At 74.7% G+C, this 20,247-nt stretch carries 13 protein-coding genes; 3 read left to right on the top strand and 10 right to left on the bottom strand.

The features are described 5' to 3' along the window. Positions 1–22: 22 nt before the first annotated feature. Together HUT16_RS25100 and HUT16_RS25095 are read right to left on the bottom strand one after the other, a co-directional pair. Positions 23–502 (bottom strand): CcdC protein domain-containing protein, encoded by a 480-nt coding sequence (locus HUT16_RS25100; protein WP_176190320.1) that lies wholly within the window; start codon positions 500–502, stop codon positions 23–25. Positions 503–650: 148 nt separating this feature from the next. After that, a complete protein-coding gene (locus HUT16_RS25095) occupies positions 651–2,762 on the bottom strand; it encodes a type IIA DNA topoisomerase subunit B (protein ID WP_176190319.1) in 2,112 nt (703 codons plus the stop codon). Between the two features lie 469 nt (positions 2,763–3,231). On the opposite strand from HUT16_RS25095, the gene HUT16_RS25090 reads away from it, so the two are divergent. Beyond that, positions 3,232–3,462, top strand: coding sequence for a hypothetical protein (locus tag HUT16_RS25090; RefSeq protein ID WP_176190318.1), 231 nt, complete (start codon positions 3,232–3,234; stop codon positions 3,460–3,462). Between the two features lie 124 nt (positions 3,463–3,586). On the opposite strand, the gene HUT16_RS25085 is transcribed toward HUT16_RS25090, so the two are convergent. The 7 genes from HUT16_RS25085 to HUT16_RS25055 form a co-directional block, all read right to left on the bottom strand. Then, positions 3,587–4,441, bottom strand: a complete 855-nt coding sequence (locus HUT16_RS25085) for a trypsin-like serine protease (protein WP_176190317.1) — start codon at positions 4,439–4,441, stop codon at positions 3,587–3,589. 227 nt (positions 4,442–4,668) lie between these two features. After that, complete coding sequence (locus tag HUT16_RS25080) at positions 4,669–6,297, bottom strand: RNA polymerase sigma factor (protein WP_176190316.1); 1,629 nt, start codon at positions 6,295–6,297, stop codon at positions 4,669–4,671. A 472-nt stretch (positions 6,298–6,769) separates the two neighbouring features. Next, positions 6,770–7,642: a FadR/GntR family transcriptional regulator gene (locus tag HUT16_RS25075; RefSeq protein ID WP_176190315.1), complete on the bottom strand. Its 873-nt coding sequence runs from the start codon at positions 7,640–7,642 to the stop codon at positions 6,770–6,772. A 297-nt stretch (positions 7,643–7,939) separates the two neighbouring features. Next, complete coding sequence (locus tag HUT16_RS25070; protein WP_176190314.1) at positions 7,940–8,740, bottom strand: hypothetical protein; 801 nt, start codon at positions 8,738–8,740, stop codon at positions 7,940–7,942. Between the two features lie 11 nt (positions 8,741–8,751). Beyond that, positions 8,752–10,542, bottom strand: coding sequence for an ATP-binding cassette domain-containing protein (locus HUT16_RS25065; RefSeq protein ID WP_176190313.1), 1,791 nt, complete (start codon positions 10,540–10,542; stop codon positions 8,752–8,754). 264 nt (positions 10,543–10,806) lie between these two features. Continuing rightward, entirely contained in the window at positions 10,807–11,565 is a 759-nt protein-coding gene (locus tag HUT16_RS25060; protein ID WP_176190312.1) for an NUDIX domain-containing protein, read from the bottom strand. Between the two features lie 195 nt (positions 11,566–11,760). Beyond that, on the bottom strand, positions 11,761–13,977 hold the full coding sequence (locus HUT16_RS25055; RefSeq protein WP_176190311.1) for a glycogen debranching N-terminal domain-containing protein: 2,217 nt from the start codon (positions 13,975–13,977) through the stop codon (positions 11,761–11,763). 973 nt (positions 13,978–14,950) lie between these two features. Here HUT16_RS25055 and HUT16_RS25050 point away from each other — a divergent pair. Beyond that, a complete protein-coding gene (locus HUT16_RS25050) occupies positions 14,951–16,264 on the top strand; it encodes an alpha/beta fold hydrolase (protein WP_176190310.1) in 1,314 nt (437 codons plus the stop codon). 40 nt (positions 16,265–16,304) lie between these two features. Here HUT16_RS25050 and HUT16_RS25045 read toward each other — a convergent pair whose 3' ends face one another. Continuing rightward, entirely contained in the window at positions 16,305–17,813 is a 1,509-nt protein-coding gene (locus tag HUT16_RS25045; protein WP_176190309.1) for a DUF4192 domain-containing protein, read from the bottom strand. Positions 17,814–18,018: 205 nt separating this feature from the next. On the opposite strand from HUT16_RS25045, the gene HUT16_RS25040 reads away from it, so the two are divergent. Continuing rightward, positions 18,019–20,214 carry a RecQ family ATP-dependent DNA helicase gene (locus HUT16_RS25040; RefSeq protein WP_176190308.1) on the top strand — a complete coding sequence of 732 codons (2,196 nt, stop codon included), beginning with the start codon at positions 18,019–18,021 and terminating at the stop codon, positions 20,212–20,214. Positions 20,215–20,247: the final 33 nt, after the last annotated feature.

Genomic DNA, 20,247 nt, shown 5'->3' with positions numbered 1-20,247 from the left:
GCGGCGGGTGCGTGACGCGTCGTCAGGCGGCCAGGGCGTGCGCGCCGTCCAGCTGCCGGGCCCGCCACTGGACGGCCGCCGAGCGGACCAGCAGCAGCAGGCCGAGCGAGAGCAGCAGCACGCTGCCGGACTGGTGGACGTGCAGCGCGGCACCGACGCCGTACCAGGCGGCCCGGACCAGCAGCGCGCCGACCCAGGCGAACGCGGTGGCGCGGGTGCCCCGGCTCCACAGCGAGCCGTCCGCCTCGCGCCAGATCCGCACCGTCCAGCCCCAGACGCAGCCCATCCCGGCGGTGGTGAGCATCGAGCCCGCCACCAGCACGGCGGCCGCGGTCCGGTGGTCCGGGTCGATCAGCACCGGGTCGCGCAGCGCGACGACGGCGAGCACCAGCGGGATCAGCCAGAAGCGGCGCTCGGTGTCCAGCCGGCGGGCCCGCAGTTGCCGGCCCACCACCAGGACGATCACGGCGACGGCGATCAGGACATCGGACAGGGCGGTCATCTCAGTGCCTCCAGGCGGGGTGTTCTCGACACCACGAACGCTACGGAGGACGGGCCGCCCGGTCCTCGGAGCGCGGGTTGATCCCGCGCCCGGAACACGCGGAGGGGCTCTCCACCCCAGGGTGGAGAGCCCCTCCGGGCCGGTTCGCTCAGGCGTCGATCCGGGAGCGGTCCAGGGTGGCCGCCGAGTCGACGATGAACTCCCGCCGCGGGGCGACGTCGTTGCCCATCAGCAGGTCGAAGGTCTTCTCCGCGGACTCCAGGTCGCCCAGGTTGATCCGGCGCAGGATGCGGAACCGCGGGTCCATGGTGGTCTCGGCCAGCTGGTCGGCGTCCATCTCGCCGAGGCCCTTGTAGCGCTGGATCGGGTCCTTCCAGCGCAGCCCCTTGCCCTGGAACTGCAGCAGGGTGCGCCGCAGTTCGGCGTCGGAGTAGGTGTAGTGGTACTTCTCCTGGCCGCGCTTGGGGTTGGTCAGCTCGATCCGGTGCAGCGGCGGCACCGCGGCGAACACCCGGCCCTGCTCGACCATCGGCCGCATGTAGCGGTGGAACAGCGTCAGCAGCAGGGTGCGGATGTGCGAGCCGTCGACGTCGGCGTCGGCCATGAAGATGACCTTGCCGTAGCGGGCCTGGTCGATGTCGAACGTCCGGCCCGAGCCCGCTCCTATCACCTGGATGATCGAGGCGCACTCGGCGTTCTTGAGCATGTCGCTCACGGACGCCTTCTGGACGTTCAGGATCTTGCCGCGGATCGGCAGCAGCGCCTGGAACTCGGAGTTGCGGGCCAGCTTGGCGGTGCCGAGCGCGGAGTCGCCCTCGACGATGAACAGCTCGCTGCGGTCCACGTCGTCGCTGCGGCAGTCGGCCAGCTTGGCGGGCAGCGAGGAGGTCTCCAGCGCGGTCTTCCGGCGCTGCGCCTCCTTGTGCTGCCGGGCCGCGACCCGGGTGCGGGCGGCCGCGACGACCTTCTCCAGCACCGCCCGGGCCTGGAGCTTCTCGTCCTTCTTGGCCGAGGTCAGGAAGGCCTTGAGCTCCTTGGCGACCACGGCGGCGACGATCCGGTTGGCCGCCGAGGTGCCGAGCACCTCCTTGGTCTGGCCCTCGAACTGCGGCTCGGCCAGCCGGACCGTGATGACCGCGGTCAGGCCCTCCTGCGCGTCGTCCTTGGTGATGTCGTCCTCGGCGACCCGCAGCAGCTTGGCGGCCCGCAGCGCCTCGTTGACGGTCTTGGCGAGCTGCCGCTCGAAGCCGGTGACGTGGGTGCCGCCCTTGGGGGTGGAGATGATGTTGACGAAGGAGCGCTGGGTGGTGTCGTAGCCGGCGCCCCAGCGCAGCGCGATGTCCACCCCGAGCTCGCGGGTGACCTCGGTGGGGGTCATGTGCCCGAGCTCGTCGAGCACCGGGACGGTCTCCTTGAAGGTGCCCTCGCCGCGCAGCCGCAGCACGTCGGAGATCGGCCGGTCCGGCGCCAGGAACTCGCAGAACTCGCTGATCCCGCCGTCGTAGCGGAAGGTCTCCTCGGCGACCTGCTCGCTCTCGGTGAGCCGCTCGTCACGCACCACGATGGTCAGCCCGGGCACCAGGAAGGCGGTCTGCCGGGCCCGGCTGTGCAGCGACTCCAGCGAGAGCCTGGCGTCCTTGAGGAAGATCTGCCGGTCCGCCCAGTAGCGGATCCGGGTGCCGGTGCGGGTCTTGGCGAACTTGCCCTTCTTGGTCATGCCGCTGCCGGGCTCGAACGTCGCGTCCGGGCCCTCCCCGGCGTACGCGCCGGGGGTGCCGCGCCGGAAGCTGATCGCGTGGGTGGCGCCGGAGCGGTCCACCTCCACGTCCAGCCGGGCGGACAGCGCGTTGACCACCGAGGCGCCGACGCCGTGCAGGCCGCCGGAGGCCGCGTACGAGCCGCCGCCGAACTTGCCGCCCGCGTGCAGCTTGGTCATCACCACCTCGACGCCGGACAGCCCGGTCTTGGGCTCGACGTCCACCGGGATGCCGCGGCCGTTGTCGCGGACCTCCACCGAGCCGTCCTGGTGCAGCAGCACCTCGATCCGGTCGCAGAAGCCGCCCAGCGCCTCGTCCACCGAGTTGTCGATGATCTCCCACAGGCAGTGCATCAGGCCGCGGCTGTCGGTCGACCCGATGTACATGCCCGGACGCTTGCGGACCGCCTCGAGCCCCTCCAGGACGAGCAGATGCCGCGCGGTGTAGTCGGACCCGCCCTCACCGGTCACCAGAGAGGACGGGCCGGTCTTTTCTCCACTCACGCTCTGCACTCCTCCATGACGTTGACGGACACCCCCGCATGCTCTCAGCAACTGAGATCCGGGCCGCCGGGGCCCGCGCGCTTTGTACGCGCTGCGCGAACACGGTTCCCGCCCCGGAGGCGGTCCCCAGCCTGCCATCTCCTGCCGACACCACGGGTCCTGGCGGATCCGGGCGGCCCGGGAAGGCTGCGGAGCTGCTGCGATGCGGTCCAACGGGTTCCGGGACGGGGCTTATGCTCCAACCCAGCGGAGGATTATGCTACGCGGACCTCGCACCCCGACCCGATCGGGCGTTCGAGGTGATCGGCCGGTCACGGGAATCGGTACGCATGAACCACCGTTGCCCGGGGCACGTCCTCATCAAGACGACGGCAGAATCCTCCAAGAGAAAAGCCACGAGCGGGAACGAATTCGACCTGGTTGGATGTTGATCCTGGTACACAGCTCGTCGAGCTAGAGAAGAGGCGACGTGACTACTGTTCTGACCCCTGCGAGCCCGCTCACCGCGGCAGACCGCTGCGACCGTTGCGGCGCTCAGGCTTACCTGCGCGTCGTCCTCTCCAGCGGCGGAGAGCTGCTGTTCTGCGCCCACCACGGGCGCAAGTTCGAGCCCGAGCTCAAGAAGATCGCCGTGGAGATACACGACGAGAGCGACCGCCTCTCCGGCACCTCGGCAACGGCCGAGAAGGAGGAGCGCTGACGCTCCCACCGCTCTCCCGAGCTGCCTGAACGGCCGGGTGGCCCACCCCTCCCAGGGGCGGGCCACCCGGCCGTGGCGTTTCCCGGGGCCGCGGCCAGGGCCGGGGCCGGCGCTCGCCGCCCGCTCACAGCACGTTGTGCACGGCCTCCGCGACGGCCGCGATCCGGGTGTACACCCCGGGGTGGTCGGCCTCGGCGCAGCCCGCGCCCCAGGAGACCAGCCCGGCCAGCCGCCCCGCCACCAGCAGCGGCCCGCCGCTGTCGCCCTGGCAGGCGTCCTTGCCGCCCCGCGCCTCGCCCGCGCACACCATGCTGCGGGCGTCGTACGCGCTGTCCGAGCCGCCCGGGTAGGCCCGGCCGCAGACCTCGTCCGAGACGACCGGCACGGTGACCTCGCGCAGCGTGTTCGAGTAGCTGCCGTTGCCCCGGGTGTCGCCCCAGCCGAACACCGTGGCCGGGGTGCCCGGCGCGTACGGCTCGGTCTCGCCCTGGTTCACCGTCTCCAGCACCGGCCGGTCGCCCTGCGACTCGGTCAGGGTGATCACCGCCACGTCCCGGGTGTTCGCGGTGAAGCTGTAGCCGGGGTCGATCCACACCCCGCGCACCGCCACCTCCCGCCCGGCGGTGCCGCGCAGGTCGTCCCGTCCGACGATCACCCGCAGCCCGGGCCGCTCGGTGGGCCGGCCCGTGGTCTCGTCGTAGAAGCAGTGCGCCGCCGTGATCACCTTGGTCGGGCTGATCAGCGCCCCGCCGCAGAACTGCCCGGAGCGGGCCGACCCGAACTGCTGCCGGCTGGCCAGCGCCACCATCCACGGGTGGTCGGCGGTGCTCGTCCCGGTGCCGCCGATGATCCGCCGCTGCGCGACGGCCGGCCCGGCCGCGCCCAGCGCGACCAGCGGGGCGGGCAGGGCGGCCAGGGCGACGAGCGCGACCGCCCGGCGGCGCAGCGGCCGGGGCGCGAACGTGTCCAGGAAGGGCACCGGTTCTCCAGGGTGTTCGGCGGGGTGTGCGCGGGCCCGGCGCACCGAGCGGGCGCACGGGGAGTGCCGCTCCGTACGCGACAACCGGCCCAGCGTAGTCATCCGCTCACCCGACGTGCCCGTACTGCGCCCGCCCGCCACCCCAACGGGCGACCCCCGGACACGCGAACGGGCCCCTCCGCGGTGGCGGAGGGGCCCGTCCAGGTGACTCGGGCCGACCGGGCCGGTCAGTCCAGGTAGTCGCGCAGCACCTGGGAACGCGACGGGTGGCGGAGCTTCGACATGGTCTTCGACTCGATCTGACGGATGCGCTCGCGCGTCACGCCGTAGACCTTGCCGATCTCGTCCAGCGTCTTCGGCTGGCCGTCGGTCAGGCCGAAGCGCATGGAGACCACGCCCGCCTCGCGCTCGGACAGGGTGTCCAGCACGGAGTGCAGCTGCTCCTGGAGCAGGGTGAAGGAGACCGCGTCGGCCGGGACGACCGCCTCGGAGTCCTCGATCAGGTCACCGAACTCGCTGTCGCCGTCCTCGCCGAGCGGGGTGTGCAGCGAGATCGGCTCGCGGCCGTACTTCTGGACCTCGATGACCTTCTCGGGGGTCATGTCGAGTTCCTTGGCCAGCTCCTCCGGGGTGGGCTCGCGGCCCAGGTCCTGGAGCATCTGGCGCTGCACGCGGGCGAGCTTGTTGATGACCTCGACCATGTGCACCGGGATGCGGATGGTGCGGGCCTGGTCGGCCATGGCGCGGGTGATCGCCTGCCGGATCCACCAGGTCGCGTAGGTGGAGAACTTGTAGCCCTTGGTGTAGTCGAACTTCTCGACCGCGCGGATCAGACCGAGGTTGCCCTCCTGGATCAGGTCCAGGAAGAGCATGCCGCGGCCGGTGTAGCGCTTGGCCAGCGAGACCACCAGGCGGAGGTTGGCCTCCAGCAGGTGGTTCTTGGCGCGGCGGCCGTCCTCGGCGATGATCTCCAGCTCGCGCTTGAGCTTCGGGGCGAGCTTGTCGGCCTGGCTCAGCTTGTCCTCGGCGAACAGGCCGGCCTCGATCCGCTTGGCGAGCTCGACCTCCTGCTCGGCGTTGAGCAGCGGGACCTTGCCGATCTGCTTGAGGTAGTCCTTGACCGGGTCGGCGGTGGCACCGGCCACGGCGACCTGCTGGGCCGGGGCGTCGTCCTCGTCGTCGTCCGAGAGCACGAAGCCCTGGTCGGTCTCCTCCTCGGCCTCGCCCTCCTTGCCGTCGCCGGGCAGGGCCACGTCCTCGAGGAGCTCCTCCTCGCCGATGGCCTCCTCGTCGCCCTTGGCGCCGGGCTTGGCCGCGGAGGCGGTCTTCTTGGCCGCGGTCTTCTTGGCGGGGGCGGCGGCCTTCTTGGCCACCGCCTTCTTCGCCGGGGCGGCGGCCTTCTTGACGGCGGCCTTGGCCTCGGAGACGTCGATGGTCTCGACGACGGTGACCTCGGCGCTGGTCACCGAGGCGGTCACGGAGACGGGCGGGGCGATGTTCGCCGCGGGGGCGATCCGCACCGGGGGCTTGGTCTGGGCGACCGGCGTGCGGGTGGTGACCGCCTTGGTCGCGGTGCGCTTGGTGGTGCTCTTGGCCGCGACGCTCTTGCGCTTGGCGCCGGCCGGCTCGGCCGCGCTGACCATCAGCTCCACCCCCTCCTCAATCAGCACCTGGTTGAGGCTGCGCATGACGTTCTTCCACTTGGTGACCGGGATCTGGTCCGCCTCGAACGCGTGGCGCACGTCGTCACCGGCGATCTGCCCCTGGGCCTTGCCCCGCTCGATGAGCGCCAGCAGTGCCGCGGACTCGGCGATCTCGGGGGGAAGCGAACGGGATGTGCTGGCCGACACGAACAACCTCTCGGACGATGAGTGGACACGAACCCGCACCGACCGGCCCGACTGCTCGGGCGGGTGGACGGTGACCGGGGTCTGCAGGACGGCAGCAGCGCCGCGGACCACCACAGCCGATCGGCTGGTGGTGATATTCCGGAGCTGCTTCCGCTCCGTACACATCGCTGCCGCCCCTCAAGTGTTACGCATGCCCGTCGTGGCGCCCGTCACACCACCCGACGGCCGGTACGGGCTGCCCCGAGCGGCCTATCCGCGGGGGGCTGCGAGAGCCTGCGGGGGGCTCCGGGGGCTCCGGGCGGTGGGGGGCTCTCCGTCGAACGGGCGGGGCCGGTGGGACGGGCGAGGTCGGCGGAGCGGGTGCGACGGGTGCGGCGGGCGGAGCGGGCGGGCCCCGGTGTGCCGATGGCCCCTCGGCTGCACGGGTGCGGCAGCGGAAGGGCCATCCGGTCCGAGGGTCGGTCGGGGGGTGGACCGCTCAGTGCTCGCGCGGCGCGGGGACGGAGTGCTCGATGTCCGGGTGGACGGTGAGCAGCGCGCGGACGGCGGCCTCGGCGGCGGTGCCGTCACCGGTGCCGAGCGCGTCCACCAGCCGGGCGTGCAGGCTGACCGCCGACTCGGACGGCCGCTCGCAGGTGGTGCCGGAGCCGCCGGAGACCTGGAGCGCACCGGCCACGATCCCGGACAGGTGCTCCAGCATCCGGTTCCCGGCCATCTGCAGCACCAGCCCGTGCAGCTCGGCGTCGGCCCGGGAGTAGCTGACCAGGTCGCCCTGGCTGCCGGCCTGGCCCATGATCTCGGTCAGCTCGACCAGCCGGTGCTGGACGTCCTCCCGGCCGTGCCCGGCGGCCAGCCGCGCGGCCAGCGGCTCGATCGCCCAGCGCAGCTCGAACAGCTCGCGGCGCTGCTCGTCGCGCTGCGGGCCGAAGGCGCGCCACTCGATGATGTCGGGGTCGAGCAGGTTCCAGTCGCTCACCGGGCGGACCCGGGTGCCGACGTTCGGCCGGGCCGAGACCAGGCCCTTGGCCTCCAGCACCCGGAGCGACTCGCGCACCACGGTGCGGGAGACCTCGAAGCGCTGGCCGATCTCCTCCGGCACCAGCGGGCGGTCGGCGCCCAGGTCGCCGGAGACGATCATCTGGCCGAGCTGCTGGACCAGCTGGCCGTGCAGGCCGCGGCCGCGGCTGCTGGTGGTCTTCCGACCGACCCGGGCGAGGTCGCTCTCCGCCCCCTCCCAGCGGGGGGCGGGCGGGGTCGGGCGGTCGGCGTACGGGAAACGGTCCAACTCGGAGGCGGAGATCGACTCGGCCTGACGGGCGGCGGTCACGGTGGGGTGCGCAAGGGTACTCACGCCATCCTTTGTCGGCGATCGGCGGAGCCGCCTTGAGCATTCTCCTGAAAAGCACACGAAAGGGTGATCGACCGTGTCTGGATAATTGACTTCTTATCAGTCGTAAATGCGCATACCGGTCATCCGATGCCGTTTTCCCCGCCCGTTCCACCCGCCCCGGCTGTCACGCCGTCAGGGCCCTTCCGAGCAACGCTTCCCGACCTTCCGGCCTTCCTGGCCTTCCCGCCTTCCCGCCTTTCCGTCGGCCCGGGTCCGTCGGGTCTGTCGGGGCCGCCGGGGCCGCCGGGGCCGCCGGGGTCACAGGCTCCGGCGGCGCAGTTGGGCCAGGACCGCGGCGAGTACCAGCAGGGCGGCCGGGGCGAGCAGCGCGGCGACCACCACGCCGTCCAACGCGCCCGCGGTCCGGTCGGCGGCGCTGCGGACCAGGTCCAGCCCGTACTGGAAGGGCATCAACTCCCGCACCCAGACCGGCCAGTTGCGACCGGTGCGGTGCAGCAGCAGGCCGGAGGTGGGCTCCAGCAGGGCGGGCAGCGCGCAGGTCAGCAGGATGCCGACGACGGCGCTGCGCACCAGCGAGGTGATCAGCAGGCCGGCCCAGCCACCCGCCACCGCCAGGACCAGGAACGCCGCCAGCGGACGGCCGATCCCGCCCGTCGCGAACGGGGCCGCGGGCAGACCGGCCGGGTCGAGCAGCGTCGAGGCGTCCACCGCGGCGGGCAGCGCGAGCCGCGCCACGAGGGCGTTCAGGCCGAGGGTGACCACGGCCAGCAGGACCGCCGCCGCGCCCACCACCAGCGACTTCGCCAGCAGCGCGGACAGTCGGCGCCCCAGGGTCACCCGCGAGGCGGGCAGGCCGGGCCATCGGGTCTCGTTGCCGTAGGCGAGCGCGCCGAGCACCGCCGCCGCGAGCGCGGTCAGCGGCAGCGGCAGGACGGGCACCACCGCCGCGACCGAGCGCACCGCGTCCGCCGTCGCCAACTCCCCGGCCGGCAGCCGGATCGCGGTGAACGCCGCCACCGCCGCGTTCAGCACCACCGCGGCCGCAACCACCACCCAGGTGGCGCGCACCCCGCGCAGCCGACGCACCTCACTCGCCACCAACCGCACGGTCACTCACTCCCGTTCTCGTCGTCGGCGCCACCGGGCGCCGTCCCTCGCGCATCCGCCGCACCCGGCTCCCGCGACCGCCCCGCCGGCTCGGCCGGACGCAGCCCCGTGGACCCCGCCGACCAGGGGCGCCCCGGCATCGGACGGACGGGGGTCGGGGCCTGTGGGCGGCCGACTCCCCTGATCCGGGCGGGAGTCAGCAGCTCCGCGTCGGTCGGGTTGGCGGACAGGTGCTCAGCCTCGGCCACGTCCGGCCGCGCCACCCGGTCCCCGTCCCGGTTGCCGCCCCGCACCTCGGACACCGCCTCGACGGACCGCGTCTCCGTCACCCGTGTCTCCGTCGCCCGCGTCTCCGTCACCCGCTGCCCCACCGGGGCCGGCTCCGCGGGAGACGCCGCCGGACGGCCGAGCGCGGAGGCCCCGCGGGGCGTCCGCCTGGTCAGGTCGACGGTGGGCTCCGGCGCTGGTACCGGTGTTGACGCTGGTGCCGGTACGGCTTGGGCGGGAGGTGCGGGTGCGGGCACGGATGCGGTCCCGGTCGAAACCTGCGCCTGTACCTGCACCTTCGCCTGTTCCTGAACCTGAACCTGGGTCTGGGTCTGGGGCTGGGGCTGGACGGACGGGTCGGGCACGAGCGCGGCGGCGGCCCAGCGGCCGGCCTGGAGGTTGCGGTGGTCGATCAGGCGCTCCGGCTCCGGCCCGGCCGGGCGCCCGACGGTCGCGGGGCGGGGCGCACCGGAATCGGCGGTCGGCTGCCCGGCGGCGTCCCGAACGTCCGCCTCCCGCTCCGCGCCTTCCCGGCTGTTCTCCTCCCGGCTGTTCTCCTCCCGGCTGTTCTCCTCCGGGCGGGCCGTGCCCTGGCGGACCGTCCGGACCGACACCCGGCCCGAACGTCCCGAACCGGTGGGCAGGGCCGACGGGTAAGCGACGGGACGCCGCACCACCCGGTCGGCCAGTTCGTGCAGCAGGATGCCGTTGCGGTAGGCGAGTTCGCCGATCTCGGTGCGGTCGATGCCGCTCACGGCCAGGCCGGCACCGCCGTCCCGCCGGACTTGGCCGCCCTGGGCGACCAACAGGTCGGCGAGCCGGGCCATCTGCGGGCCCCGGACCAGGACTTCGGGATACAGCCGGGTGCGGCGGAACTCCGCCACCGGCTGGTCGGCGGCCAGCCGGCCGGTATCCAGGGTGATCACCCGGTCGGCAAGGGCGGCGGCCTCCTCGGGAGCGCGGGTGGTCGTCAGCACGGTGCCGCCGGAGAGGGCGAAGGAGCGCAGGAAGGCCCCGAACCACTCCTCGTTGCTGGGCGACAGTCCCTCGGTGGGGGCGTCCAGCAGCAGCGTCGAGGGGTTCCCGAGCAGGGCGGCGGCCAGCGCGAGGCGGCGGTGCATGCCGGGCGAGAAGGTGCCGATCCGGTGGTCGGCGACGGCGGCGAGCCGGGTCTGCTCCAGCAGGTCGTCGGCCCGGCGGGCCGGGACGCCGACCGCACCGGCCAGCATCCGCAGGTGGGCCCGGGCCCGCTGGCCCGGGTGCCCGGCCTCCGGCCGACCGGCGGGCAGCAGGACGCCGATCTCCCGCTCCGGACGCCGGATCCGCCGGTACGTCCGGCCGTCGAACAGAGTGAGGCCGTGGCCCCGTTCGAGTTCCACCATCAGCCGCAGCGCGGTCGACTTGCCCGCCCCCTCGTCCCCGAGCAGCACGGTGACCATCCCCGGACGGGCGTCGAACGTCAGGTCCAGCAGCGCGGGAGGACGCCCCCGCCGGTACGCCTTGGTCAGTCCGGTGATCTGGATCATCGCTGCCCGCTCCCTCGCCCGCCGACAGGCCGGGGTGTCCGTCTGGCCTGAGCCTGCACAGTAGGACGGGGAAGCGGTGAAACCAGGCATTACGGATGGGTCGTGGACGTTGTCGGCACCGACCTCACCCGTACAGGGGACAGCCCCGCCGCCGCGCTGACGGCTTTCTCACGGACCGTCACCACCCGTTGGCGGCAACGGTATCGGCCGCGTCTGCGGAACCGGACCGGGCCGGGTGCCGACCGGCCACCGGCCGGGACCGGATCAGGACTCGGGGCGCAGCATCGGCGGGTTGAGGACGGTGGCACCGCCGGCGGTGAACAGCTGGGCGGGGCGGCCGCCCTGACGGGTCGTGGTACCGCCGGAGGGGAGCAGGAAGCCGGGGGTGCCGGTCACCTTGCGGTGGAAGTTGCGCGGGTCGAGGACCACGCCCCACACCGCCTCGTAGACCCGGCGCAGCTCACCGACGGTGAACTCGGGCGGGCAGAAGGCCGTCGCCAGCGAGGAGTACTCGATCTTCGACCTGGCGCGCTCCACCCCGTCGGCCAGGATCTGGCCGTGGTCGAACGCGAGCAGCACCCCGTCGTTGCGCTCCGCGCCGAGCAGTTCGCTCACCGGGGCCCACCTGGCGCTGCTGGCGTCGCCGCCCGCGCGGGGCGACGGCAGGTCCGGGGCGAGGGCCAGGTACGCGACGCTCACCACCCGCATCCGCGGGTCCCGCTGCGGGTGGCCGTAGGTGGCGAGCTGCTCCAGGTGCGCACCGGCGGGGGTCTGCCCGGCCTGGAGGCTGCCCGGCAGCGACTGGGCGCGCAGCCCGGTCTCCTCCGCCAGCTCCCGGGACGCCGCCTCGGCCAGGCCCTCGTCCAGCCGCACGAAGCCGCCCGGCAGTGCCCAGTACCCCTGGAACGGGGCCTCGCCGCGCTTCACCAGCAGGGCGCACAGCTCATGGTCGCGCACCGTCAGCACCACGAGGTCAACCGTGACTGCGAACGGGGGGAAGGCCGACGGGTCATAACGCGACATGCGGCCGATCTTAGTCGTCTCTCTGACGATAATCACAGACGACAGCCGCTTTTCCCCGGGGGCAGGGCGTGCGGTGAGGTGCCCCGACGGGCGGAACGCTCAGCGAACGGGGCACTCGACCGACGGGGTGCTCGGCGAACGGGGTGCTCGGCGAACGGGGCACTCGACGGACGGGGTGCCCAACGGACGGGGTGCTCAACTGGCGGCGAGTTGCAGGAACGACGGTGCCTCCTCCACGACCGCGACGCCGATCCGGCTGACCCGGACCGAGAACGGCTCGCCGGCCACCCGCAGGCCGGTCAGTTCCAGAGCGCCCAGGGGGGCCGTGCTCGCCGGGCGGGTGGCCACCCGCCCGGACGGGACGTCGGGGCGGACGCCCGCCAGCGAGAGCACCAGGTGGACGGCCGCCGCTGCGGAGACCGCGGCCGGCCGGCAGGCCGCCGGGTGCGGGACGGGCGGGCAGTCGGCGACCTTCTGCTCTCCGGCGTACATCTCCGGCAGCCGGCCGTCGAAGTGCACGGACGCCTCCAGCAGGCCCTCCAGCAGCATTTCGGCCTCCCGCTCGAACCCCGCGTCCACCAGGCCGCTGACCGCGAGCGCGGTCTCCTGGACCCGGACCGCGCCGCTGCGGTGGCCGAGCGGGTTGAAGCGCGGGGACTTCGCGCTCAGGGTGCGCAGGCCCCAGCCGCAGTCGAGTTCCGGGGCCACCAGGCGCTGGGCCAGCAGCCTGGTCTGCTCGCGGTCGAGCAGGCCCTCGTGCAGTTCGCCCTCGGCGGCCAGGCCGAGGTCGAAGAGGTGCACCAGGGTGGAGGCGACGGCCGGTACCGGCCGGTCCGGGGCCAGCAGGGCGGCGGCCGGGCGGCCGCCGGACAGGTCGTCGATCCAGAACTGCTCGCGGAACCGCTCTCTCAACTCGGCCGCCCAGGAACGCCACTGGGCGGCGCCGGGCCGGTCGAAGGCGTCGAGCAGGTCGGCCCCCTGGAGCGCCGCACGGTGGGCCTGGGCCTGGACCTCGCACCTGGCCGGGCCGGGGCGCGCGGCGCGCTCCTCCGCCGGGCGACCGAAGTCGGCGACGAACCCGACCGGGCCGTCCGGGCCGTCCACCACCGCCGCCCGCAGCGCGCCGAGCGCCCGCTCGGCGGCCGGGAGCAGTTCGGCGACCTCGGCCCGGGGCATGCCCCAGCGCCAGGCCTCCGCCAGCACCGTGACGAACAGCAGGGTCGCCTCCGTCGCCGTGCAACTGGCGGGCAGTTCGGGGCCGCCGTGCCGCAGTGGGCCGGGGATCACGCCGTCCATGGTCTGCGCCGCCGTACCGGTCTCACCGCCGGACGGGTTCGCCCCGCCGGCCGGGCCGGGGGCGTGCCCGGGCATCGGCCCGGCGCCCTCCAGAGCCGACGTGCCGTCACCCGGGGCCGACTCGGCCAGCCGGGGCGCGGCGGCGGGGTGCGGGGCGGCCTGGTTCGGGGCGGCCTGGTGCTGGCGGCGGGCGACCGCCCGCAGGGTGCCGGCGGCGAGCCGGGTGCCGAGCGGCAGGGTCATCCTGGCCGCCCAGAGCGCGTCGGCGGCGGTGAGGCCGAAACGCCAGGGCGCGCCCGAGGCGGTGTAGAGGTCGGTCGGCCGGTCCGCGTCGGCGAGCAGCAAACCGCCCAGCGAGTCCAGGGCGCGGGCGACCAGGCGGGCGGCCCGGCGGTCGTCGGCCCGGACCTCGGGCTCGGACCAGGGCAGCGGCACGCCCGGGCCGCGCCCGGTCGGCGGCCGCGCCGTCGACGAAGTCTCCAGTTCGGCGCGGAGGTCGACCGACCAGCGGGCACCGGGCTGGACCTCCAAGTCCCAGCGCAGCACGCCCGCACCGGCCAGCACCGCGTGCGGCGAGGGCCGCGCGCTGACGGTGGCCGCCCGGCCCTGGCCGACCCAGCGCAGGCCGGAGGACTGGACCTGGCCCGGCAGGTCGGCAGAACGGCGGCCCGCGGCGATGTCGGTGAGCAGGCCGAGGTCGGTGCCGAGCGCGATCTCCAGCGGCAGCCGGGCCGGGCGGGCGCCCGTGTTGCGGACCGTCACCGTCTCCGCGCCGTCGGCGTGCCGCAGCCGTTCGACCGTCAGCGCCGGATCCGGGTCGAGGTCTCCGGGGACCCGCACCGAACCGACGAACCTGGCCGCCGCCGTGGACGTCAGGATGCCCTGGAGCGGGAGCGGCTCCATGCCGCCCAGCCGCAGTTCCATCCGGGCCAGGGTGCGCACGCCGTGCCGGAAGAAGCCGTGCAGGCCCTGGCCGCGCAGTTGGCCGTCCGGCCCGGAGGCCGCCATGCCGGGGGCGTTGACGCACAGGACGTCGTGCGCGGCGGAGGGCTGCGGTCGCGGCGGCGCAGCCTGGCCGGCGGGCCGGACCGGGCCGGCCGCGGGCGCGCCCGCCACCTGCTCCGACCTGGGCCCGGGCGCACCGCCCGGGCCGCCGGGTGGCCGGGGGCGGGGCGCGTCACGGTGCCGTACGGCGGGGTGCCACCGGGCCGGTGGGGCGGCACACCTCCGGCGGGAGTGCCGTACGGGGGCGTGGCCGCCGGGGGCATGTACGGGTGGGCGGCACCCGACGGCGTGCCGTAGGGCGGGGTGGTGCCCGGCGCGTAAGGGCCGGGCAGGGGCGTGCCGTAGGGCGGGGTGCCGGGAACCACCGGGCCGGGCCCGGCCGTTGCGGGGGCGGGGCCTGCGGGCGTGCCGTACGGGGGTGTGGTCTGGCGGGGTGGCGGAGGGCCAACCGGGCGGGCGGGTGGCGCGGAGGCGTGACCCGGGGCCGTCGGGCCGGTGGGCGGCAGCGGTTGGGGCGCTGCGTGGGGTGGCCTTGAGTCGGTCACCGGGCTCTCCTCCCCCCGACCGGCCGAGGGCTGCGGGCTCGGTCGGCCGCGAGCGTGCTCGATCGCGGACTGTGCTGCTCTGCCGCCGGAACACGCGGCTCTGACTCGGGTCGGACCGGAGCGCCGGTGCCCCGCCCCGGCCGGGGCGGTGCTCCGGCCCGGGTGCCGGGCCGTCCGGAGACCGGCCGCGCCAGGTCGAACAGCGCGTGGCCGGTGCCCCACACGGTCGGCCCGGGGGTGCCGGTTCGGATGGCGGCGTTCCGCAGAATGAACGCACCACACCTGCCCCAGGTCACGCCCGTCCGGCGGACGTCCGGTCGGAGGCGGCCGCGTACCGACGGTTCTTCGGTGCTCCGCGACCGGCACCCGGGGCGCCCGCTGTGTCGTGGCGCCGTCCGGGGTCCTCCGCACGCGGCGGACGCCCCCCGGCGGCTCCTGTCCGACGTCAGGATACGGTGCGAGGACGACGGCGGACGCACCGGTGACCCCGGTGATCGGCGCCGCAACCAGCCTGTGACCAGCTCGCACCTAGGAGTTGCATGTCCTCCCTCAGCCGCATCCCCGGAATCGTCACCATCGATCACGTCTTCCGGGTGCCGCTGGACCACAGTGCGCCCGGGGGCGAGGAGATCGAGGTCTACGCCCGCGAGGTGGTGGCCGCCGGACGCGAGCACGACGAACTGCCGTGGCTGGTGTACCTGCAGGGCGGCCCCGGTGGGAAGGCCAACCGGCCGATGGGCCGGGACGGCTGGCTGGACCGGGCGCTGGACGACTACCGGGTGCTGCTGCTGGACCAGCGCGGCACCGGGCGCTCCACCCCCGCCAACCGCCGGACCCTGGTCCGGCGCGGCGACGCCCGGCAGCAGGCCGACTACCTGGCGCACTTCCGCGCCGACTCGATCGTCCAAGACGCCGAGCTGATCCGCCGCCAGCTGCTCGGCGCCGACGGCACGTGGAGCCTGCTGGGGCAGAGCTTCGGCGGCTTCTGCACCCTGACCTACCTCTCGCTGGCCCCGGAGCACCTGCGCGAGGCCTTCGTCACCGGCGGCCTGGCCGGCCTGCGCCGCTCGGCGGACGAGGTCTACCGCGCGGCCTACCCGCGCGTCGCCCGGAAGAACGCCGGGCACTACGCGCGCTTCCCCCAGGACGTGGCGGCGGTACGGCGAATCGCGGCGCACCTGGTCGAGCGGCCCGCGACCCTCCCCGACGGCGGGACGCTGACCGTGCGGGCGTTCCAGGCGCTGGGCATCCTGCTGGGCGGCGGCTCCGGCTCCTACGTCCTGCACTACCTGCTGGAGGAAGCCTGGGTGGAGGGGCCGGACGGGCCGGAGCTCTCCGACACCTTCCTGGCCGGGGCGCAGTCGCACCTGTCCTTCGCGCAGAACCCCCTGTACGCCGTCCTGCACGAGTCGATCTACGGGCAGCGCTCGGTCGACGCCGGGGCCACCGCGTGGTCGGCGGAGCGGGTGCGCGAGGAGTTCCCCGAGTTCGACGCCGAGGCGGCGCTGGCCGGGGACGGGCCGGTGCTGTTCAGCGGCGAGATGATCCACCCCTGGATGTTCGAGACCGATCCGGCGCTGCGGCCGCTGCGCGAGACGGCGCAGCTGCTGGCGGAGCGCACCGACTGGCCCGACCTGTACGACCTGCCGCGCCTGGCGTCGAACCAGGTACCGGTGTACGCGGCGGTGTACCACGACGACATGTACGTGGACACGGCGCACTCGCTGGAGACCGCGGACGCGGTGGCCGGCACCCGGGTCTGGGTCACCAACGAGTGGGAGCACGACGGGGTGCGGACCAGCGGCCGGACGGTGCTGGACCGGCTGATCCGGATGGCGCGCGGCGAGGTCTAGCCCGGCGCCCCGGGGCCGCCGCGGGTCGAGGATTCGCATGTCAGTCTCCGATCGTGTGTCGGCTTGGGCGAGCTCGGACCTGCCGGACGCGGGTGACCGCCGGAGCGGCCCGCTGGGGGCGCGGACGGTGCCCCCGGACGGCTGCGGCTGACGGCCCGTCGGCCGGAGTCGGCCCTGTCGGCCCCGGCCCGGACCCCGGCTCGTCCGGGGACAGCTCCGGCTCCGGTGCGGGCCCGGTCCCCTGTCGGCCCGGCCCGGAACCAGCGGGAACGGAACCGGCAGGAACGGTGCTGGCGGAGGCGGGAACGGCGCCGCCGCCCGTGGCCGCTCCCCCGCCGCCGTCCGCCGGAGCTACGGGGCCCGCCGGGTCGGCGGGGGCCACCGGGGCTTCCGTCGGCGGGAGTTCGGGCGGGGGCGGGGACTGCCCGTCCCGCAGTCTGGCGGTGCGCTCGCGCCGGACCACCCGGAGCAGGGCGTCCGGGGAGACGCCGCAGTTCAGTGATTCGTAGAGGAGTTGGGCCAGGGTGTAGCCCGGTTCCAGTTCGAGCGCCCTGGCCAGCACGACCCGGGCCGTGGCGGAGTCGTCGGCCAGCCAGGACGTCCAGGCCAGCAGGGTCAGCGGCGGGGCCGCGAGGTGTTCGAACGGGTCGACGCAGCGCTGGATCAGGAACCGCCACAGCCGCTGGGCGGCGGCGAGTTCGTCCGGTTCGGCGTACTCGGCGGCGCGGTCGCGGCCGAGCTTGTCCTGCATGCCGATCAGCAGCCTGGCGGTGCGGGCGGCGTCCAGCTCGCGGGCTCCGGCCCGGAACTCGGCCATCGCCTCGGCGAGCAGCCCGGCGGTGCGCTCGACGGCGGCCGCCCGGCCGCCGGGGCCGGCCAACTCGCGGATGAAGGGCGGCCCGGCGTCCTCCAGGGCCCGGCGCTGCGTCTCGGAGCCCGGTGGACCGATCGCGGCCAGCCCGGCCACGATCGCCTTGCGGCTGCCCCGCGGAGCGAGCCCGGCGAAGGCGGCCGCCGCGGCGAGCGGGCTCGGCTGGTGGGCCGCCCGGACCGGGGTGCCCTCCGGCGGGCAGCAGTCGACCCCGGTGCACAGGAAGGACCACCAGCGGCCGGCCGAGACGCACAGCGACTCCTTGACGGCCACCTGCTCGGCCTGGAAGGCCCGGGCGAGCGCGGCGGCCAGCGGGCGGAGCCCGGTCAGTACGGCGTGCCCGTCCTCCGGTGCGGCGGCGCTCCCGGCGGGATCCCGGCACAGGTACAGCAGGACTTGGACGGGGCGGCGGTCGCGCTGCTCGGACAGCTCGACCAGCAGCCGGGCGGATTCCTCCGCGGTCCGTTCCCAGTCGGCGGGGTCCTCCGGGATGTCGATCCGGATCACACCGCCCTGGTCGAGCGCGGAGCCCTGCAGGCCCACCGCGACGATGCTGTCGTCGGGGAAGAAGCCCAGCAGGTACGGGAGCATCTCCGCCATGTCGGCGGGGCCGCGCAGCCGGACCGGGAGGTGGCCGGGATGCGGGGCGGGGGTGGTGGCACGGTCGTCTGCGGTCATGGCGGAAGCTTGGACCGGATCGCGCCGGGCCGCGGAGAATTCGTCCGACCCTGTGGATAAATCGGGGGGTTCAGCATCTCCTCCCCCGAATGGCCTACGTTTCACGGTTCTCACGGCGATTTGAGGGCCTATCAACGGATGAACGCCACTCTGTCCACAGGCCGCCATTCGCGGTCCGTCCGTGCCGCACGGTATCCATGACCCCATGCAGACGCGCGAACTCCACCCGACCACTCCCGCCGACCGCGACGCCGTCCGGGCCGCCGCGGAAGCCGTGCTGCGCGACCTGGCCGGCCCCGGCGCCGCCCTGCGCGAGGACCAGTGGCGGGCCATCGAGGCACTGGTGGTGGACAGCCGCCGGGCCCTGGTGGTCCAGCGCACCGGCTGGGGCAAGTCCGCCGTCTACTTCATCGCCACGGCGCTGCTGCGCGCCCGCGGCGCCGGCCCGACGGTGATCGTCTCCCCGCTGCTCGCCCTGATGCGCAACCAGGTCGACTCGGCCGCCCGGGCGGGCATCCGTGCCCGGACGATCAACTCGGCCAACCCCGAGGAGTGGTCGGAGATCCAGCAGGAGGTCGCCGACGGCCTGGTCGACGTCCTCCTGGTCAGCCCGGAGCGGCTGAACAACCCCGACTTCCGCGACCACGTGCTGCCCAAGCTCGCCGCCTCCACCGGTCTGCTGGTGGTGGACGAGGCGCACTGCATCTCCGACTGGGGGCACGACTTCCGACCCGACTACCGGCGGCTGCGTACCATGCTCGCCGAGCTCTCCCCCGGCGTCCCGGTGCTGGCGACCACGGCGACCGCGAACGCCCGGGTCACCGCGGACGTCGCGGAGCAGCTCGGCACCGGCGCGGGCGACGCACAGGCCCTGGTGCTGCGCGGACCGCTGGACCGGGAGAGCCTCAGCCTGGCCGTGCTGCCGCTGTCCGACCCGGCGCACCGGCTGGCCTGGCTCGCCGACCACCTGCCCGACCTGCCCGGCTCCGGCATCGTGTACACCCTCACGGTGGCCGCCGCCGAGGAGGTCACCGAGTTCCTGCGCGGACGCGGCTACCAGGTCGCCTCCTACTCCGGGCGGACCGAGGACGCGGAGCGCCGGGAGGCGGAGGCGGCGCTGCTGGAGAACCGGGTCAAGGCGCTGGTCGCCACCTCCGCGCTGGGCATGGGCTTCGACAAGCCGGACCTCGGCTTCGTGGTGCACCTCGGCTCGCCCAGCTCCCCGATCGCCTACTACCAGCAGGTCGGCCGGGCCGGCCGCGGCGTCGACCGGGCCGAGGTCCTGCTGCTGCCGGGCCGGGAGGACGAGGCGATCTGGCGGTACTTCGCCTCGATCGGCTTCCCCGCCGAGGAGCAGGTCCGCCGCACGCTGGACGCGCTGTCCGGGGCGGGCCGCCCGCTCTCCACCGCCGCCCTGGAGACCTCGGTCGACCTCCGCCGCACCCGGCTGGAGACGATGCTCAAGGTGCTCGACGTGGACGGCGCGGTGCGCCGGGTGCGCGGCGGCTGGGAGTCCACCGGGGAGCCCTGGCAGTACGACGCCGCGCGGTACGCCAAGGTCGCCCGGGCCCGCGAGGCCGAGCAGCAGGCGATGCGGGAGTACGTGGCCACCGAGGGCTGCCGGATGGAGTTCCTGCGCCGCCAGCTCGACGACCCCGAGGCGGCACCGTGCGGCCGGTGCGACCGCTGTTCCCCGCCCCGGCACTCCGCCGAGGTCTCCGCCGAATCGCTGGACGCCGCCCGGGCCGCGCTCGGCCGCCCCGGCGTCTCCTTCGAGACCAGGCGGATGTGGCCCACCGGCATGGAGTCCCTGGGCGTCCCGCTCAAGGGCCGGATCGCCCCGGCCCAGCAGGCCGAGCCGGGGCGCGCCCTGGGCCGGCTGTCCGACATCGGTTGGGGCGGCCGCCTGCGCTCGCTGCTGGACGAGCGCTCCCCGGACGGGCCGCTGCCGCGCGAGGTGCTGGACGCGATGGTCGGGGTGGTCGCGGACTGGGCCAAGGGCCCCGGCGGCTGGGCCGGGCCGGCCGGCCCGGAGGGCGAGCGGCTCGCCCGTCCGGTCGGGGTGGTCGCGCTCGATTCCTCCACCCGCTCCCACCTGGTGTCCGACCTGGCCGGCGGGCTGGCCTCGATCGGCCGGATGCCCCTGCTCGGCCGGGTCGAGTACGCCACCGGGGAGCCGCCGCACGGCCCGCGCAGCAACAGCGCCCAGCGGCTGCGCTCGGTCGCCGGGGCGCTCACCCTCTCGCCCGGCCTGGCCGAGACGCTGGCCGCCGCGCCGGGTCCGGTCCTGCTGGTCGACGACCTGGTGGATTCGGGCTGGACACTGACGGTCGCCGCCCGCCTGCTCCGCCAGGCCGGAGCCACCGCCGTGCTCCCGCTCGTCCTCGCCGTCCGGGGCTGAGGCCAGCCCGGGCAACCAGAACCCAGAAGCCGG

Origin of the sequence: Kitasatospora sp. NA04385 (assembly GCF_013364235.1) — a bacterium.
Lineage (GTDB): Bacteria > Actinomycetota > Actinomycetes > Streptomycetales > Streptomycetaceae > Kitasatospora.
This window is presented reverse-complemented; position numbering and strand designations above follow the sequence as displayed.

What these genes read in the sequence shown, in the direction of transcription:
- HUT16_RS25100 (WP_176190320.1), bottom strand. Translation starts at nt 502, where the DNA reads ATGACCGCCCTGTCCGATGTCCTGATCGCCGTCGCCGTGATCGTCCTG.
- HUT16_RS25040 (WP_176190308.1), top strand. Translation starts at nt 18,019, where the DNA reads ATGCAGACGCGCGAACTCCACCCGACCACTCCCGCCGACCGCGACGCC.
- HUT16_RS25045 (WP_176190309.1), bottom strand. Translation starts at nt 17,813, where the DNA reads ATGACCGCAGACGACCGTGCCACCACCCCCGCCCCGCATCCCGGCCAC.
- HUT16_RS25050 (WP_176190310.1), top strand. Translation starts at nt 14,951, where the DNA reads ATGTCCTCCCTCAGCCGCATCCCCGGAATCGTCACCATCGATCACGTC.
- HUT16_RS25060 (WP_176190312.1), bottom strand. Translation starts at nt 11,565, where the DNA reads ATGTCGCGTTATGACCCGTCGGCCTTCCCCCCGTTCGCAGTCACGGTT.
- HUT16_RS25065 (WP_176190313.1), bottom strand. Translation starts at nt 10,542, where the DNA reads ATGATCCAGATCACCGGACTGACCAAGGCGTACCGGCGGGGGCGTCCT.